Source organism: Ruegeria sp. N10 (genome assembly GCF_056531545.1).
Genome location: NZ_JBQFLY010000001.1, coordinates 602383 through 619392 on the forward strand (window position 1 = coordinate 602383; position 17010 = coordinate 619392).

Consider the following 17010-nt stretch of genomic DNA (forward strand, 5'->3'; position numbering starts at 1 on the left):
GCTGAATAATAAAAACATGCGATCTCGATATAAAGAAACCTTCTTTGATCTGATTATCAGCCAGCCGGTCAGCTTGCCAGAATTGAGATTCCACACTCCAAAGCGTCGCTTTGGAGATCACATTAAAAGAAACATTACCCCCAAAAGGCAATTATTGCCTCATATTCGGAAATATTGACCACGTGCAAAATACCCCAAACCACAATCCGGCCCCCAGCATGCTCACCCGCCGATCTGCCCTTGCGGTGGGCGCGGCAACGCTACTTGCTTCCGGAGTATTCCGGCAGGGGCTGGGTCTTCTGACGATTGCGATTACTGCGCGCCTTCTGACGCCCGAAGATTTTGGCATTATCGCATACTTTCTGATTGCAACCGGATTGCTGGAGATGTTTCAACGGCAGATCGGGATGGTTCTGATCCGGCTCGACAATGTGACGCCCGCGCATCTGGATACAGTTTTCTCCTTTCAGATCATCTTCGGGATCATGGCCGCTCTCTTGTTTTGGGCTGCACAACCTATTGTGGCGCTGTTGGAAATTCCTGCACTCACAGAGTTAATGCCCGTGCTTTCCGCGATGTCGCTGGTTGTGGCGATCAAAAGCCCGCGCTTTCTGCTGTTCGAACGCGGTCTGCGTTTTGGCTATGTGGCAGGAGAGGAAACCTTCAGCCGCGTCGTCTACGCAGTTCTTGCTATCTTCCTGTCCTGGTACTGGCGGGATTACTGGGCCATCGTCGTGGCCACTTTCGCCGGTCAGGCTATGCGCGGGATTTGGACATTTGCAATTGCGCCAATGCTGCCCAGGTTTTCCTTGTCCCAATGGCGCGACAGCCTGTCTTTCTCATCCTGGTCCATCGGAGCACAACTGGCCCACTTTCTGTCTGCAAGCGCCCCGCAGCTTATCATCGGCGCGACGCTGGGTCTGGCGGATGCAGGTCTGTTCCGGGTCGGAACGCGACTGGTCAATGTCGTCACCCACCAGCTGTTCACGCCAATCCTCCGGGTTGTGTATCCCGGGCTGGCTGACCTGTCCCGAAAAACCGACAAAGGCAAAGAGGGGTTCCGCAAAATCAATGCCGGGTTCCTGGCGATCATATTACCGTGCAGTGTAGGTTTCGCGCTTGTCTCAGTGGATGTGATCTGGATGTTCATGGGGTATACGTGGGTTGCCGCCGCGCCGGTTATCTGGGTGCTTGCCCCGCTTTATGCGCTGAGCTCGCTGCAGGCGAATGTTCGCTCGGCTGTTTACATTGAGGGTTCGACCTCTCTGCTTTTCTACAGAAACATAATTCTTCTGGTCATTGTCTGTGTTGTGATGTGGATCGGGGTTCAATATGGCTTCAACGGAGCCCTGATAGCGGCCGGTCTTGCCGAACTGGCGGCGCTGATCGTGACCTTGTTCATCGCCAAGCGCTTTGGAAACGGTGGGTTCTTCGAGCCCTTAACCGTCGGCTGGCGCAGCTTTGTGTCCTGTGCGGTGATGGCGGTGGCGGTTATCGCCACCAACTACCTGCTGAGAAATGTTATGCAGTTTTCATACACCCCGGGCATCGTACTGACAAAGACCGGCGTTGGAGTGATTACCTATACCTCGACTCATATCGCGCTATGGGCCGTGACCGGACGCCCGGACGGGTTCGAAACCATGGTGTTTTCCCTGCTGGGCAAGCTGCGCAACCATCTCCGCGACAGGAAAGCATAAGCGCTGTCACAACACCTGCCGCAATCGGGTGACGATATGCTCAAGATGCGCGGGGCCGAGGTACTGGTGCAAAGGCAGTGACAGCACGTTGTTCTTGAGGTCAATCGCCTCATCTTGGCCGGACCAGTCCAGATTGCGGTTGAAGCCAGCCCACCACGGCGTTGCACCGATGCCCAAAGCTTGCAAGGCGCGCGCCACCCGGTCGCGCTCGCTCACCAGAAGCGGCATGTTCAGCGAGCAGGTTGTGGGCTCTAGCTCAGACCTCAGCATCTCAACACCCCCTACCCCATCCAATAGCTCGCGGTAACGGTGCCAGTTGGCCCGTCGAGCGGACAACATATCCGCAACCGAAAAGGATCGGAGTGATCGGGATGCGAAAGCGCTGATCCGGCGGTCCTGCAGGGCCGGGTTGAAATAGTAGTGCTGCGGAATATCTTCTATCTCGTCGGGTGTCACATCAACCGGATCCGCCACGTCCGGTCCTTTGGTCAAGGCACGCTTTAGGCTTTGGGCTCGGGCAGATCCCAACACATTTACCAAAGCAGCCCGCGCCAGAATCCTCGCAATCATCTTTCCATGTGCCGGGCGCGAAAACGGCGAAGCTACGTTCAGATCAGGGGCGTTCACGACCAATGCCCCGCCTTCTGGCACTGGTACGAATTTGTGAAAGCAGAATACCGATATATCCCCGGTGTGTCCTTCCGCCGGCGTCTCTCCGCTCAGCAAGCTCAGCGCACAATCTTCGATCATCCGCAAGCCGTACCTGTCACAGAGCGCGCGCAGCGCGGCCAGTTCGGGCTGAAGGATCCCAAAATAATGCGTGACATAAAGTGCGCGCATTCGCTCCGTGATCAGCGGTTCGATCCGCGCCGGATCGGCGTGCAGGTCCTTACCGACCGGATACAGCCGCACGGTCAGCCCGGCATGTACAAGCGGGTCAAGTTCCGAGCCGCAGTTATAAGCTGGAGCCAGAACTTCGTCACCGGCCTGCAGTCCCAGCACATCACAGGCGGCGCGGATTGCGACACGTGTCTGAAACGCAAAATGCACCTGCCGGTCGGCGAATAATGCGGGAATACCCCCCTGTGCGTCTCGCACCCACAAACTGCCGGCCGTCATGGGCATGTTCGCAACAGCGTCGGTGACCCGTGTCTGCATCAGCGTGTCAGCGGCTGCCAGGTTTGGCGGGACGTAAAACGGGATTCATTGTGAAGACCGATAAGCCGGAACCCGAGTTTTTCGATATTTCGCCGCGACGTATAATTGTATTCGTGACAAGCGACGAAAAAACGCTTCGTGCCTGCCTGTAATCTTTCCATCATCATGATCCGATGCACCCTGACCTGCAGGCTGTTTCCCCGGAACTCGGGTAGAACAACCATCTGGAAAAGAACTTCGGCATCTGAAGGGACAGAACAGAAAAAGTGTTTGCCCACGTCAGAGCCCAACATCCAGGCCAAGCAGCAATCCTTTCCATTGAGGGTGGCCAGCCAAAGCCTGCGATCCTTGTTGAACCAGCTTTTGTCGCCCCATTCCAGATTCTCTTCCCCGGATTCCAACCGCTGACGCAGGCTGGCGGGTAGATCTTCCCAATCCGAAACCTTACGAACTTCCAAAGGCGGGTCAGCCGGAGGCGGATCTTTCAGAAAATCCTCTCCATCAAGCTGAAACACCAGGTTTCTTCGACGCAGACATACGTCCGCTACAGTTGCCCAAGCTTGCTGTAGAAACGGCACCGCACCGCGACGGGCGGCATTGCGCAGCAAGAGCAGCTTTTTCCTTTGTCCAAGTCCAAACACTCGTCAAACCTCCTGCAATGCCGTGACCTCTACCCCGTTTTGGTCAGGGCCTGCACCGCTCTGACACCACGCCGCGCCACTCGTTTCAACTGTGACGGAACCACATTCGCCTGGTGGAACAGACGGTTATTTACCAAAGTATGTTCTGCCACGCGCCTGACAGGGCGCGGCTTGAAATAGGTTTTGTATTCCAAAACACTGAAATCGGGATGGCTGCGGTCGATATCGGGCAGATATCCTTCGACATCCAAGTTTGTGCATCCCTGTTCCATCGCCCATTGCATCCCTCTGAGCCAAAGCAGCGGCGCAATGCGCAGATTTCCAATAAGGCCAGCCGCTGCGGGGTCAGCCACGAAACGCCGGGCAAAAGCTGTAATTCGGCTGCGGTATAACAGAAAACCGCCTAAGAAAGTGTCCTTGTGGTACGCCGTGAACAGAACCCCGGCCTCAGGATCATTGTAAACATTGCGAAATCCGGCTTCGTATTCAGGGCGCGTGACCGGAGTAAGGTTATTGGGATTGATCACAAGCGCGTTCAGGCAATCAAAAAAAACACTGATCTCATCAGGGGATGTTATGTGTCGGATTTCGACATCCGTCGCCTCGATATTTCGCAAATTGCGGCGCGCGCTTCTTGAAAACGAGCTTCGCACCTCTTCCAAAGTGCGGTTGAGGTCGATCAATCCGGTGTCGCGATGCGGTCCTGGGTCCGTAATGGCCATCCCGGCTTGATTAAATTTCTGATGCAAACGATCAGCGTCATCATCCAGCCAGTATGGGGTCACCTTAATGGCATCAACCTTTGCAAAGCGCGGGTGGTCTGACACAGCGACTACAAATTCGGCCAGCGTCTCGGCATCGTCGCAAATCGGGCCACTCAACGCCAATGCCTCAGAATATCTGCCCACCATAATCCGACTGCGTTGGAGTGAAAAAAGACCCACAGCGCAAATTGCTTCCTGACGGCGCGCGATTACAAAAACAACGACCCCTCCAATTGCACGCTCTACATCGGCAAACCGAGGGTCCTGTCTGGGGTGTTGATGCTGACAACCCGTCACAAATTCACGCCATTCATGTATTTGCTCACCGGTCAGGTCATCGTAACATTCAATATCCATTAACCACTCACTTTCCTGGCGTGACTACGGAAGCGTCAGCCAAAAATACCAAACCTATTAAATTCGTCATCCTGTTCAAAAATATAGAAGGTATATGCCACGAAATGTAAAAAATAATTCATCGTCTCAGTGGCTTCGCGCGTCGGAGTGCGGATCAATGGCGCATGCACCGGTGAATTAAGCGCCTGTTGCGATGTATGTTTCTCGTGGGTTGAGAGTGTCATGAACGTTTCATCTGAATCAGCGGGCACGGAATGCGCCGTGTCGATTGTTATCGTAAACTGGAACACGTGCGATATTTTGCGCGATTGTCTCGAATCCATAGGCAATCAGACACAACTGCCCCATGAGGTCATTGTGGTAGATAACGCCTCGAGCGATGGCTCGGCCGCAATGGTCAGAAAAAATTTCCCCGATGTGAAACTGATCGCCAACACCAGCAATCACGGATTTGCTGCAGCCAATAATCAGGGGCTTGAGATTGCCAAAGGCGACAAGCTCTTGCTGCTCAACCCCGATACGATCATCCTGGATCACGCAATCGACGTCATGAGCGGCTGGCTCGACGCGCATCCGGATGTCGGATGCGTCGGATGTCAGGTGTTCGAGGACCCCGAAACCATCCAGCTGACCTGTTTTGCCAACCCGGGACCGCTGAGCCTAGCGGTGATCGAATTTGGGCTGAAACGGCTGTTCTCCTGGCCCGAATACGGTGGTTGGGACCGGACGACACAGCGCGACGTGGACGTAGTCTCGGGCATGTTCATGATGGTGCCGCGCCCGGTTTTCGAAAAGGTCGGCTTGCTGGACGATGCATTTTTCATCTACTCGGAAGAGGCTGACTGGTGCCGGCGCATCCGCAATGCTGGCTGGCGCTGTGTCTTCGCGCCCGAAGCCCGGATTCTGCATCTTGAGGGCGGCTCAAAAAGCACAGCCCAGATCAAGTCGCGCATGTATGTGCAAAAGCAGAAAAGCAAGACGATCTACGCCCGCAAACATTATGGCCGGGGTGGAGAGCTGCTGACCCGCGCCATCTTTGTCACCAGCGCGCTGCTGCGCGGGGCCGCCTTTGGCCTGTTGGGCCTGCTGCGCGCCACGCCGGACCGTTCCGCCCGTCTGCGGCTGTCGGGAGCGGCGATCCGGTACCACCTGTTCGGACAGGAACCAGCCACGTGATGGATGCGATCTCGACCAGTTCCGGGCCTACGCTCGACTGTCTGGAAACCCCGGCTCAGGCCCTTGCGACAGGAGCCGAATGGGATGATCTGGTCGCGGCATCCGGCGCCGATATTTATTTTCTGACCGATTGGCAGGCGGCCTGGTGGGATCACTACGGCAAAAGTTTTGCCGCCAGCCGCCACCCGGTCTGCTTCCTACTGCGGGACGGGACCGAGTTGATCGGCGCCCTGCCCTTTTGCATAGAAACAATCTGGGCTGGGCCGGTTCCCGTGCGCGTTGCACGGCTGGCCGGGGTTGATCCCAATTTCGCGGTCATGGGGTTGCCCATCGCTGCCGGTCACGAAACGACCGTTCTGCGGGCCGTTTTCAATCACCTGACACAACAGATGAACTGCGCCGCTGTCAGCCTGTCGCCGATGTCCGAACGGGCGGCACAGCTGCAACATCTCCGCACCGCTGAGGGGCTGTCGATCCTGCGCGACGACAGCCCGCGCGGGCATACTCTGATGGACCTGCCCGACAGCTTTGACGGGTTCATGAAGGCGCTGTCAAAAAGTCGGCGGCGCGAGGTGCGGCGGGATATCAAGCGCCTGACTGAGGTCGCGCCGCTTAACAACACCAGCTCAACCCCTGAGACGGTCGATCCGATGATGGACCGGTTCATCGCGCTGCACACAACGCAATGGCAGGCGGCTGGGAAGGGCGGGCATTTCTCTGACTGGTCCGTGGCCGCCGCGTTCTACCGGGACCTGCTGCATAGGCTGGGCCCCAAGGGGCAGGCCATGATTGATGAGCAATGGCAAGGCGACCGGCTGTTGTCGAGCCAGCTGCGCTATACGCTGAGCGAAAAGGCTTATTGGTGGTTGAATGCCCGCGAAACAGACCCTGAATTTGCCAAGATCGGACTGGGGCGCGTCGGGCTGGTCGAGCGGGTGGAGGGGTTGATTGAAGATGGCATCAAACTGGTCGAGGTCGGTGCTGGGGAATATGAATACAAGCTGAGTTACGGTGGCGAACTGGTGCCGATCCATACCATCGTGCTGGCCCCCGATCGGCCCGGGGCGCGACTGCGGGCGCGGGTTCTGCTGTGGTGGGCGGATGCGCTGCATCTGTTTTACTACCGCGCCTGGTTCCTGAAATTCCGGCCTCGGCTGGGGCTGAGACCCGGCAGGCTGTGGACCAGTTGGATACGGACGCGGTTATGACGAAACCCCTGACAGTGCAGAGTGTTGCAGCCGAAGACTGGCCCCGGATCAGCGCTGGTTTTCGTGAGCGGACCTATGAGCAGACCCTGACTTACGCGCAGGCGGCGGCGCAGCGGATCGGGGCCAAAGCGCAATTCATCACCCTGTCGGATCAGACGGGCCAACCCGTCGCAGCGGCCTGCCTGCGTGTCAAACCGGTGCCGGGTCTGGGGCGCGGTATCGCCTGGATCGCGGCCGGGCCGATGGTGCAGCCTGAGGCCACGTCAGAGGGGTTAGAGGCTGTTTTTGCCGCCCTTCACACCCATGCTGAGCAGAGCGGGCATATCCTGCGGCTGCGACTGCCCGCCTCAACGCTACGCGACGTCCCATCTGTGGACCGGCTGGCGGCCCAGACTGGCTTCGCGCCAACAGATCGCTCCTCTCCATACCGAACGGTAATCATCGATTGCGATCAGGATGAGGATACTCTGATGCGCGCCCTACACGGCAAATGGCGCAACCCCCTACGCAACGCTCTGAAATCAGGAATGGAGCTTGAAGTCCGGCCGATTACAGACTGCGCGGACCGGTTTCACAGCCTCTATCAAAAGGTGCAGGCTGCGAAAGGTTTCAGCCCGGACATCCCGCCCGAGTTTTACTATCACCTCAAGGGCACGGATTTCAGTCATGACGTCTTGTTTTCCCGGCACGGCAGCATGGATATAGGTGCCATGACAATCGGGCGCACGGGCACCAATGGCGTTTATCTGTTTGGTGCCACGTCAGAGGCCGGACGGCGGCTCAATGCCGGACACTACCTGATGTGGCAGGCCATCCTGCATTGCAAAGCCCATGGCCTGCGCTGGTTCGACCTGGGTGGCATCGACGCAGACAGCAACCCCAGCGTGACGCGGTTCAAGCTGCGGACAGGCGGCGCCGAGGTTATCGCCGCAGGGCCTTATGAATTCCGGCCCGCTGGCCTGACCACCGCCCTGATCCGCACTGCTGAAACGGTCCACACACACCTGAAGGCCCGCCGATGATTGGTCTGAATTTCCACGGCATCGGTAAACCCCGGCGCAGTCTGGAAACCGGCGAGGCCCCCTATTGGGTCTCGACCCAGCAATTCGAACAGGTTCTGGCTCAGGTGGCCAAAGCGCCTGCGGGTTTCCGGATCACATTCGACGATGGCAACCTGTCAGACCATGACAGCGCTCTGCCCGCCTTGGTGGAGCACGGGCTGCACGCGCGGTTTTTCGTGCTGACTGGGCGGATCGGAGAACCCGGATCGCTGGACAAGGCGCATATCCGGGCGCTGTCCGAGGCGGGCATGACGATCGGCAGTCATGGTATCGATCACACCGCCTGGCCCACGCTGGGCGATGAGGACCTGAAACAGGAACTGCAAACCTCCCGCGCCCGACTCGAAGATATCTGCGGACATGCGATCACCGAAGCGGGCATTCCCTTTGGTCGCTATGACGCGCGGGTGCTGCGGGCGTTGCGGGCAGCAGGCTACACCACCGCATGGTCCAGCGACGGCGGCAGTTTCCGGCGGGACACCTTCCTTCGGCCCCGAACATCCCTGCGCGGCGATATGAATGACGCCGACATGCAGGCCATCCTGTCAAACCGGATGCCTCCCCTGCGCCGCCTGCGCCGCGCGGTCCGGATGGTTCAGAAGCGCTGGACGGTCACGGGGTGACGCGTTTGCCTATGATACCGCGTCCGCAGAAGGCTTGGGAAACCTCGTATACCTGATCTCTCGTTTTGCTGATTTGGGTTCGGCGGTGTCAGGCCCGCTTTCCTGCGTACAGTCAGGGTCGGAAAACCACACCCCAGCCCCCAACAGGAACATGAACACGCAATATGCCGCGTCCCAGATGTGAACTGTAAACGCCGAGACAATCATGCTGATGAATGCGATCAGATATCCCCGCCGGACCCGCGCATGCTCCCCGGACAGCGGCGCGACAATGGCTTTCCAGCAAACCAGAACGGTAGAGAGTGTCAGCAGGAACCAGGCCAGGATTCCATAGCGCATCGCCATAAGCAGCCAGAAATTGTCGACACTCGATTTCATCCAGTGTGGGCGGGTCCAGTCCCTCTGCCCGAGGCCGAAAATCGGGTTGCTGTAAACGTCGTCAATTGCATTGTTGAAAATATGAATCCTGTTCCATGCGGACGCTTTTGAAAACGTCAACTCGGTTGCGATGATCTGGAACGCATTCCGGTTCGAAGACAGCTCAAGCGCGATGTAAAGAATGCCGAATAGAACGGCAAAAATCTTCCATCGGTTCTTGATCTTTTTCAGCACCTCGTCCCAGCCAATCAGAAGCGCCTGTAACAGCACCCCCATGAAGGCGCCGGAAGACAGCGAACCGAAAACTGCGACCCCCACGACGAACGGTCGGCGTATCTGCTTGAACAAAGCCCCGTCGGGGCTGAGGGTGTACCACGACAGGGCAAAGGCCGGTGCGCAGAACACTCCGAACAGGATCGGATGAGGCATCGTTGCCTGAGCGCGTTCCAGCCCCATCCTGGGCTCCATATTGACGTTGTGATAGACTGAAAGAATGCTGCGGAAGAGATCCAGCAGGATCGGTTTTCCGGTCATGTTCTCAAAGAGCACAAACGGCAACAACATCGCCACGATCAGAAAGTACCACCGCACAAAGGTCTTGAATGAGGCAAGGTTCCGGATCAGGACGCGGGCCGCGAGGTAGGGGCCTATTGTCTCAATCACCAAAATGCCCGCAAATTCCCATTGCTGAATAATCCCGTGATTGACGAAAAGCGCCGTCATCATCCAGAAGCTTGTGAAAATCACCAGAATGTCCGGGGCACGGACCCGCCCCGCCGATCCATTCAGCCACCGGGTCACAAAGGTGACCAGGAAAACAAGCAGGTAAACACGATACATGCTCAGTCGGAGGCCGCCCAAAAACACGAAAAAGGGCATAACAAGCGATACGATAAAAAGCGCGATCATAAGCCGGTTGGGCGAATCCTCTATTACGGCTCTTGTCGTCCGAGCCCCGGATTGTGCGGCAAGCGTCATTGCGTCAGGCTGTCCTCTTTCTCACCGGTATTGTCATGCGGCCAAGTGTTCTCTGCTGCTTTGATATCATATCCATCTCCGGGCAGAACGTAATCTGCCGAAAGGAAAGCTTCTCGGCGCGCGCGAACTGTCATGATACCCACCTTAAGGCGCGAAAATCCAATGACGCTGAATCATACGATCCTGACCATTGTTTACAATAAATCCGCGGATGTGACGGTATCCCGAAGCTTTTCGTGCAACAATGTCGTATTTTATTCCTGATTGTTGCCACCATCCAGCCATGAGTTGAAGCCAACATCGGAAATCGAATGACATGCCGAGCATAGCTGGCGCAAAGTTCAGGTGGTGATTAGAAGTTTATTTAAAGTGTATTGGAGTATGTATGCGCGCTGGCAAGCCTTGGACATGGTTGTTCGTCCTGATTGTGGCGGCCCGATTGCTGCCGACATATGGGGGACGTGCCTACCAGAAGCTGAAGGGGAAACCCAATTACTTTGCGCGATCCGCGCCACGCCTTATTCCCAAAACAATCTGGGTTTACTGGGATCAGGGTGAAGAGAACGCCCCGGAACTGGTGAAGGACTGCATCGCCTCGTGGCGCATTCATAACCCCGGCTGGGACATTCAGGTGCTGGATGCCAAAAGCGCAGCACAGATCACCGATCTGCCCCATGATCCATCGAAACTGCCGGTTCAGTCTTATGCTGATCTGCTGCGGTTGAGGCTTCTCAGAAAGAAAGGGGGTGTCTGGGCAGATGCAACGACATACTGCCTGGCACCCCTTGATAATTGGTTGCCCATGGCGGCACAGCGCGGTTTTTTCGCCTTTACATGGACAAAATACGATACCTGGTTCACCTGGCCGGGTATGCGCCGGTCGATGACGAACTGGTTTCTTGCCTCTGAGCCCGAAGGCGAATTCATCTCGCTTTGGGAAGAAGCCTGCTTTGGCTATTGGGAAAGCCGATCAAAACCACATATTTATTATTGGCCGCATATCATGATCGACTATCTGTATCTGACAAGCCGCAGGTTCCGGCGCATCTATGACGAAATTCCGAAAATCAGCTGCTATGGCCCGCATCTTGTGCATGACGCGGTCACACACAAGATTAACTTTGAAGAAACCGCCGCGCTGCTGAAAGCCGGCGCTGTGCCAGTGCAGAAACTGCGCTGGAACTGGAGCGAGGAACGTATCGCTGCGGCCCAAAAGCTTTTGCAAGCTGGTAACGACAGCCTCTAGGATCAGCTGCCAGCCATCGTGCAAAAGAGATTCATATGGCTGTCCATATCCAACTTTCTGATGCCTTCTTCGGGTAAATCAAGCCATTCGTTCGAATAGACACGAGTGGAATTGTACTGGTCCAGAATTTCCTTCTCTATCCAGAGAACCTCGTTTTCCGAATATCGCGCGGGGGTAAACTCGAAATAAAGCGGCGGGGTGGTTGATAAAATCTTCTGCATTCCCGCCAGCGCCTTGGGTTCGTGGCCTTCTACATCCATCCAGATCAAAGCAATATCTTCGGGAGAGATGCCCAGTTCCGCCAATATGTCATCCGCCTTCCTGACGGGAATCTCTTCGGACGACCCGGTCGCGTCCGCATGAAAAACGCCCTCTACCGACTCTATGCTGGACATGCCTGAATGCAGGGTATTTCTCTGCAGCATCATGGACCCGGATTTATCGGACGCGCCGCAGCAAATCGGTATCACCATATCCGTCAGACCATTCACCCGAATGTTTGCGACCAGAAGATCAAAGTTATTCGGATCCGCCTCGATGGCGATTATTTTGTCAAACAGGCCGGTTTTGGCGGCATAAACAGTCGTTGTCCCTATATTGGCCCCAATTTCCAGCATGACGCCCCTGCCCGAGCCTTCATTCGACGCAATCTTCGCAACATTTTCTATCTCGGACCTTTGGAAAGCGCCGGTTTCATAGATTTGCCGCCCGATGAACTCGGACGGATCATATATGAATGACGTATCACCGGTGTTCGAATGAAACCTTATTCCTTTGGCGGCAAAATGCCTGAAGATAATATTGAGCCCACGTCTGGATGTTACGATCTGTTCAAGGCTGTTTCGAACAATAGATTTCACCTTCTTCATCAGAACATTTGCCCTTCTCTTCAATGCGCCGGAAAGCGGAACAGGTCAGCCTTCAGTTTTCAAGTGTGTTGCAGTGCAACCTGCATTCATTTCCTAACCAGCGCCTGCCTGCCGCTCAGGTGCTGCCCCTGCTGGTTTTGAAATTCAGCGGCCATACGCGCCTGAACCTCTTTGTACAGGGCAACATCAGCGCTGTAGTAACTGGAGATGAACTCCCGCATCTCTGCGTCATCAAAAATTGACCGTTTTGTCCTGGCAACCGGCTTCATAAGCACCCGCCGTGCCGACCGGCGCAGTATCTCATGCACAGGCCCGGGAAGCATCCGCCGGGCAAGCAGGCCGCCGGTGCGCGCCATATGTTTCAGTTGCGGGTAACGAAACACTTCGGTTTTGTTCACATGCCCCATCGGCAACGTTTCAGCCCCGATATGCCGGGCAAGTGCACGGGTGAACAAGTCAAGCCGTTCAAGCGGGAAAAGGTTGGAGACCAGACGTTCATCGCCGATCTGAACGAAATCCGCCTGCCGGGCGAAATGAATGAATTCCGGCGCGATGACACGGGGTTCTGACAACAGGTAATCCTGCACCCGGCGCAACTCGGCGCGCAACTCGCCGTCTCCAAGTTGCGCGAATTCCTTGCCAAGGTACATTTTAGCCCGTTGCGATATTGCAGATCTGAATCTTTGAAACGGATCCCGCAATAGCGCGTAGCTGTCATAGATCTTCAGCTTTTCAAAAGCCTCTGGGTCGAGATCGCGCAACAACCGCAGCGGAAGATGCCGGAAATCGATCGCACCTAGATCCGGGTGCCGTTCAACAGCTTTCAGAAAGCGTTCATCCGCATCATGGTAGGGCTGAACCGCGTGCCTGACAGAAGTACCCGCGCATTTCGGCACATGTATGAATACAAATCTGTGGCGGTCGGACAAAATCATGACAGGAAACTCTCAACCCAATATGCACCATATGCCGGAGCCGTGACAGGTTTGGCAATCCGTCCGGTGAAAAAGGAAAGGGCAGATCAAAACTCCGATCTGCCCTTTCAGTATTTTGGTTACGGTCAAAGATTCTAGCCGTTAGCCCCAGAGGTCGTCAAAGAACCCGCCGAAGGTATCGACAAATTGAACATCGCCATCGTTCGCATTGTCTCTGAGACCACTATCGGCACGGTCACCGCCATTGGAGCCAAAGCCCAAATGCCACCCTCGGCCACCGCCGAAATCCAACTCCGTGTCTATACCACCAAAAGAGATCGCAGGACCGAAAGTACTCGGTGTCGCATTTCCATTGCCCCAGAACGGCAGCTGCGGGGTACGAACAGTGTCATTTCCGGAAAAAACAAAGTCGAAAGACGACGGTTCAGAGAACCCGGCCTGCGACAGCCAGTCAAAATTCAACGGATTATTTTGCCCCCCGCCGCCACCTGTGTTCACCCCGCCGATGATTCCCCCAAAGAAGCCGTCAAAACCCCCCGGGAATCGCGGTCCATCTGAATCCGGCGCGGTTGGGGTCGATGCACCGCTGTCAGGCGCGGTTGGGGTCGATGCACCGCTGTCGGGCGCGGTTGGGGTCGATGCACCGCTGTCAGGCGCGGTTGGGGTCGATGCACCGCTGTCGGGCGCGGTTGGGGCCGATGCATCGCTGTCGGGCCCGGTTGGAGACGATGCATCGCTGTCGGGCGCGGTTGGGGCCGATGCATCGCTGTCGGGCCCGGTTGGGGCCGATGCATCGCTGTCGGGCGCGGTTGGGGCCGATGCATCGCTGTCGGGCCCGGTTGGAGACGATGCATCGCTGTCGGGCGCGGTTGGGGCCGATGCACCGCTGTCGGGCGCGGTTGGGGCCGATGCACCGCTGTCGGGCGCGGTTGGGGCCGATGCACCGCTGCCAGGTGCAGTCGTACCCGGATTCACCGAGGTACTGGAGCTGCCAACCCAGTTATAGTAGCTGAACGGATAGCCATCGACCAAGCTTGATCCGGCATTCTGCAGATCAACCGCACTGCCAGGAATAACACCGTATTGGTTGTATCCATCGGCAGCGGACGTGGCATGATAAACGAACTGGGTATCATAATACCCTGGTGCCGACGGATCCGTGTTCTGAGTGATAACGTTGTTTTGGACGTTAAAGTGGGGCTGACCTATATACCCCACAATCGCCGGTGCGACGTTATCTGTAATCGTGATATTCTGCGATCCGACTGCCAAAATAATTTTGGGGATGGTCACACCGCCGGTCTGCTGCGTTGGTACAGCGATCACTGTGTTGTTTGAGATCGTCGCCCCATCCGTCATATGCAAGGCAATACCGTTTGAATGCGCGTTGTAGAGAACGTTGTTTTCAATAACGATATTATAATTCCAGTGTGTCGGATCCGAGATGTTGCCCTTGTCCGCACCTGCCCAGATGCCTTGCGCATAATCTCCAGCGCCGATGTCGAGAACATTGTTGCGAATGTAGATGTCACTGCTACCTGTTCCGCTGGCGCGCTGGATCTGGATCATGTCGCGGTGATCCCCGGATCCTGCCAGGCCACCAAAATCATGGATGTAGTTATTCTCGATCAGAACGTTCTGGACTTCACCCAGCGAAATACCATCGGACCGGATCGTGTGGATGTTGTTGCCGATGAAGTTGAGGTTTGTCGACTGGACCGCCGACAGCGCCTTCCACCACGAGTGGAACTCGGTGTTGACGACATCTACATCAGTCGAACCTCGTATCACGAGTCCTCTGCCAATGCCTGTACCGCTGGCAAGATCGCCGTCAAAGACCGAATTGTCGATGGTAATATTGCTGCTGTAGTTGATTTGGAACGGGCTGTGGTGATCCCTGTCCCCCGAAGCGTACGTGTAGTCGAACTTGATCTCTTCGAACGTGACGTTCGATGAGTTGCTCACATAGGTTTCGGAAAAACTGGCCATCGCGTTCGGATCGGCGGATTTGATCGTCACGTTCGAGGCAAATTGAGAATTGTTGATGACAAGCTTCCCATAATTGCCTGGCGCAAGCAGTATCGTTTCCCCACCTGATGCCTGTGACAGGGCCTGGTTCAGCTCTGCCGCAGAGGTTACCGTGATTGTCGTCGACATGTTTCACCTTCTGTTTCATAGGCGCTGTGAGTGGCAGCGCACGAGATCCCGCACACCCAGGACGAATGGAACAGCCACCCGAAGGCGGCAGAGTGGCCGAAATGTGGCTATGTTTGGAAACTGTTGCCTGAATTGGGACAATATTGCCCCATTGCCTTCATTCCCGGCTGAACTCGATACTCAATACCAGGAATTGTTCCCCATCCCTTGGCGGTAATTCTGTACTTGCACAATTGATTCCTGCCTCGCAACAATGGACACAAAAACGCCATTATTCAGGCGAGCGCCCGCGTATTGTGGAAAATCATAAGCGACGATTTGCTGAGTGCCCTTCCGTCAACCTATCCAGCCACCCGATTGCCCCGAAGGTTCGCGCAGCACACTGTGCTGGACACGGCTCGCCCTTGCTCGTAGCCTTTCCACATGGTGAAAAGTAAAAAGTGAGACGCTTATGCGGTACAAGAACTTTTCTTTCGGGTTAATGGCTTACGCCTGCACTTTGCTTCTAGCCCTGCCAACGCCATCTTCCGCCGCTGAAGCCTGCGAAGATACGCAGATTACAACGAGGGTATCCGACACAGAAGGTGGGCAGACAATCCGCACTCCCTCAGAGTTTTCAACAGGGATCAAACATGCGCAGGGTGGAGAAACTTTCAACCTTGAGGGCGGAAACTACGGAAATCTGTTAATCAGAACAGCGTTCCAGAAACCGGTCATAATCCGCTCGGCCAATCCTGAGGATCCGGCTTGTTTTACCGCTTTGCGCCTGAGTCAGGCCGGAAATGTCATTTTTGACGGCTTGGTTTTTGACTACGAGTACACGTCTGGCGACAGGGACCACCACAATAATTTCAGCATTATGGACAGCCGTGGCATCACCATCACGAATTCCGTGTTCGATGGTGGTTACAGATCAAAAGCGGGCCATGGTCGCGGGCTGATGGTCCGAAACAGTGCGAAGATTGATATCAATAGTTCAGTTTTCAGGAAATGGTGGAAAGCCCTGAGCGCAGACAGGGTCACCGACTTTACAATACGCGGCAATGATTTTTCCGATATCCGTTCAGACGGCATGGCGCTTGGCGTGATTGACGGCCTATTGATCGAAGCTAACCACATGCACAATTTTCGTGGCGTGGAAGGTAATTCGGATCACCGCGACATGATCCAGATTCTGCGCAGCTCAAATCAGCGCAGCACCGACATGGTCATCCGGGACAACATATTCGACATGGGCGCTGGGGACTATGCCCAGACAATCTGGATGGGCGGCGACGGTAAAGACACGAGCAATCCGATGCTGCGTCATCAGAATGTGCTGATCGAAAACAACGTCATCTACAATGCGCATGTTCATGGCATATCAGTACATCACATCGATAATATTTCGATCCGCAAAAATTCGATTATCCGGGTGCACCGAGAAGAGAAGGGGAATGTCACAATCCCACACATCAATGTCTCGGACGCAACCTATGTGGTCATCGAACAAAACGCCGTTGGAGGTATCATCGGGTACAATAATCAAAAAGACTGGGTGGTGCTCAACAATGCCATCATTCAGGATCAGTCCTCCTCGGCACCCGGTTTTTATGACGATGAATTCATTTATTATGCGACCGGCCCGGCCAACGGTTATCATGAATACGGCGTGCGCCCCGGCGGTGAAATCGAGCGTCTCAAAGCCGGTTCCACACTTACAGAGGATTATCCCACCCGCTGACGGAGGCGGCTTTGAATTTTTCATGAACCAAACACC

General features: G+C 55.7%; 16 protein-coding genes. 7 read left to right on the top strand and 9 right to left on the bottom strand.

Features of this window, described 5'->3' with window-relative positions; all coding sequences use genetic code 11:
• Positions 1-218: 218 nt before the first annotated feature.
• Positions 219-1700, top strand: a complete 1482-nt coding sequence (locus tag ACR0JI_RS02975) for an oligosaccharide flippase family protein (protein WP_480495605.1) — start codon at positions 219-221, stop codon at positions 1698-1700.
• Between the two features lie 6 nt (positions 1701-1706).
• Here ACR0JI_RS02975 and ACR0JI_RS02980 read toward each other — a convergent pair whose 3' ends face one another.
• From ACR0JI_RS02980 to ACR0JI_RS02995, 4 genes are read right to left on the bottom strand one after another with little or no spacing between them, the layout of a single operon-like run.
• Positions 1707-2858 (bottom strand): DegT/DnrJ/EryC1/StrS family aminotransferase, encoded by a 1152-nt coding sequence (locus ACR0JI_RS02980; protein ID WP_480495607.1) that lies wholly within the window; start codon positions 2856-2858, stop codon positions 1707-1709.
• On the bottom strand, positions 2858-3499 hold the full coding sequence (locus ACR0JI_RS02985) for a GNAT family N-acetyltransferase (RefSeq protein ID WP_480495609.1): 642 nt from the start codon (positions 3497-3499) through the stop codon (positions 2858-2860). The genes ACR0JI_RS02980 and ACR0JI_RS02985 overlap by 1 nt, the downstream gene beginning before the upstream one ends.
• Before the next feature lie 29 nt (positions 3500-3528).
• Positions 3529-4620, bottom strand: a complete 1092-nt coding sequence (locus ACR0JI_RS02990; RefSeq protein ID WP_480495611.1) for a GNAT family N-acetyltransferase — start codon at positions 4618-4620, stop codon at positions 3529-3531.
• A 35-nt stretch (positions 4621-4655) separates the two neighbouring features.
• Positions 4656-4844, bottom strand: a complete 189-nt coding sequence (locus tag ACR0JI_RS02995; protein ID WP_480495613.1) for a hypothetical protein — start codon at positions 4842-4844, stop codon at positions 4656-4658.
• On the opposite strand from ACR0JI_RS02995, the gene ACR0JI_RS03000 reads away from it, so the two are divergent.
• The 4 genes from ACR0JI_RS03000 to ACR0JI_RS03015 are packed head-to-tail and all read left to right on the top strand — an operon-like array spanning position 4843 to position 8688.
• Entirely contained in the window at positions 4843-5796 is a 954-nt protein-coding gene (locus ACR0JI_RS03000) for a glycosyltransferase family 2 protein (protein WP_480495615.1), read from the top strand. The two genes, ACR0JI_RS02995 and ACR0JI_RS03000, sit on opposite strands and share 2 nt — an antisense overlap.
• Positions 5796-7004 carry a GNAT family N-acetyltransferase gene (locus ACR0JI_RS03005; protein WP_480495723.1) on the top strand — a complete coding sequence of 403 codons (1209 nt, stop codon included), beginning with the start codon at positions 5796-5798 and terminating at the stop codon, positions 7002-7004. The genes ACR0JI_RS03000 and ACR0JI_RS03005 overlap by 1 nt, the downstream gene beginning before the upstream one ends.
• The gene (locus ACR0JI_RS03010; protein ID WP_480495617.1) at positions 7001-8026 is read left to right on the top strand and encodes a lipid II:glycine glycyltransferase FemX; all 1026 of its coding nucleotides are present in this window, start codon (positions 7001-7003) and stop codon (positions 8024-8026) included. Before ACR0JI_RS03005 ends, ACR0JI_RS03010 begins: the two co-directional genes overlap by 4 nt.
• Complete coding sequence (locus ACR0JI_RS03015; RefSeq protein ID WP_480495619.1) at positions 8023-8688, top strand: polysaccharide deacetylase family protein; 666 nt, start codon at positions 8023-8025, stop codon at positions 8686-8688. The genes ACR0JI_RS03010 and ACR0JI_RS03015 overlap by 4 nt, the downstream gene beginning before the upstream one ends.
• 9 nt (positions 8689-8697) lie before the next feature.
• Here ACR0JI_RS03015 and ACR0JI_RS03020 read toward each other — a convergent pair whose 3' ends face one another.
• On the bottom strand, positions 8698-10044 hold the full coding sequence (locus tag ACR0JI_RS03020) for a hypothetical protein (protein WP_480495621.1): 1347 nt from the start codon (positions 10042-10044) through the stop codon (positions 8698-8700).
• Entirely contained in the window at positions 10041-10178 is a 138-nt protein-coding gene (locus ACR0JI_RS03025; protein WP_480495623.1) for a hypothetical protein, read from the bottom strand. The genes ACR0JI_RS03020 and ACR0JI_RS03025 overlap by 4 nt, the downstream gene beginning before the upstream one ends.
• A 251-nt stretch (positions 10179-10429) precedes the next feature.
• Here ACR0JI_RS03025 and ACR0JI_RS03030 point away from each other — a divergent pair, with 251 nt between their 5' ends.
• On the top strand, positions 10430-11290 hold the full coding sequence (locus ACR0JI_RS03030; RefSeq protein WP_480495625.1) for a capsular polysaccharide synthesis protein: 861 nt from the start codon (positions 10430-10432) through the stop codon (positions 11288-11290).
• Positions 11291-11292: 2 nt separating this feature from the next.
• On the opposite strand, the gene ACR0JI_RS03035 is transcribed toward ACR0JI_RS03030, so the two are convergent.
• From ACR0JI_RS03035 to ACR0JI_RS03045, 3 genes are all read right to left on the bottom strand, one after another.
• On the bottom strand, positions 11293-12159 hold the full coding sequence (locus ACR0JI_RS03035) for an FkbM family methyltransferase (protein ID WP_480495627.1): 867 nt from the start codon (positions 12157-12159) through the stop codon (positions 11293-11295).
• Positions 12160-12245: 86 nt separating this feature from the next.
• The gene (locus ACR0JI_RS03040) at positions 12246-13094 is read right to left on the bottom strand and encodes a sulfotransferase family 2 domain-containing protein (RefSeq protein ID WP_480495629.1); all 849 of its coding nucleotides are present in this window, start codon (positions 13092-13094) and stop codon (positions 12246-12248) included.
• A 141-nt stretch (positions 13095-13235) separates the two neighbouring features.
• Entirely contained in the window at positions 13236-15251 is a 2016-nt protein-coding gene (locus tag ACR0JI_RS03045; RefSeq protein WP_480495631.1) for a right-handed parallel beta-helix repeat-containing protein, read from the bottom strand.
• Positions 15252-15702: 451 nt separating this feature from the next.
• On the opposite strand from ACR0JI_RS03045, the gene ACR0JI_RS03050 reads away from it, so the two are divergent.
• Positions 15703-16974 (top strand): right-handed parallel beta-helix repeat-containing protein, encoded by a 1272-nt coding sequence (locus ACR0JI_RS03050; protein ID WP_480495633.1) that lies wholly within the window; start codon positions 15703-15705, stop codon positions 16972-16974.
• Positions 16975-17010: the final 36 nt, after the last annotated feature.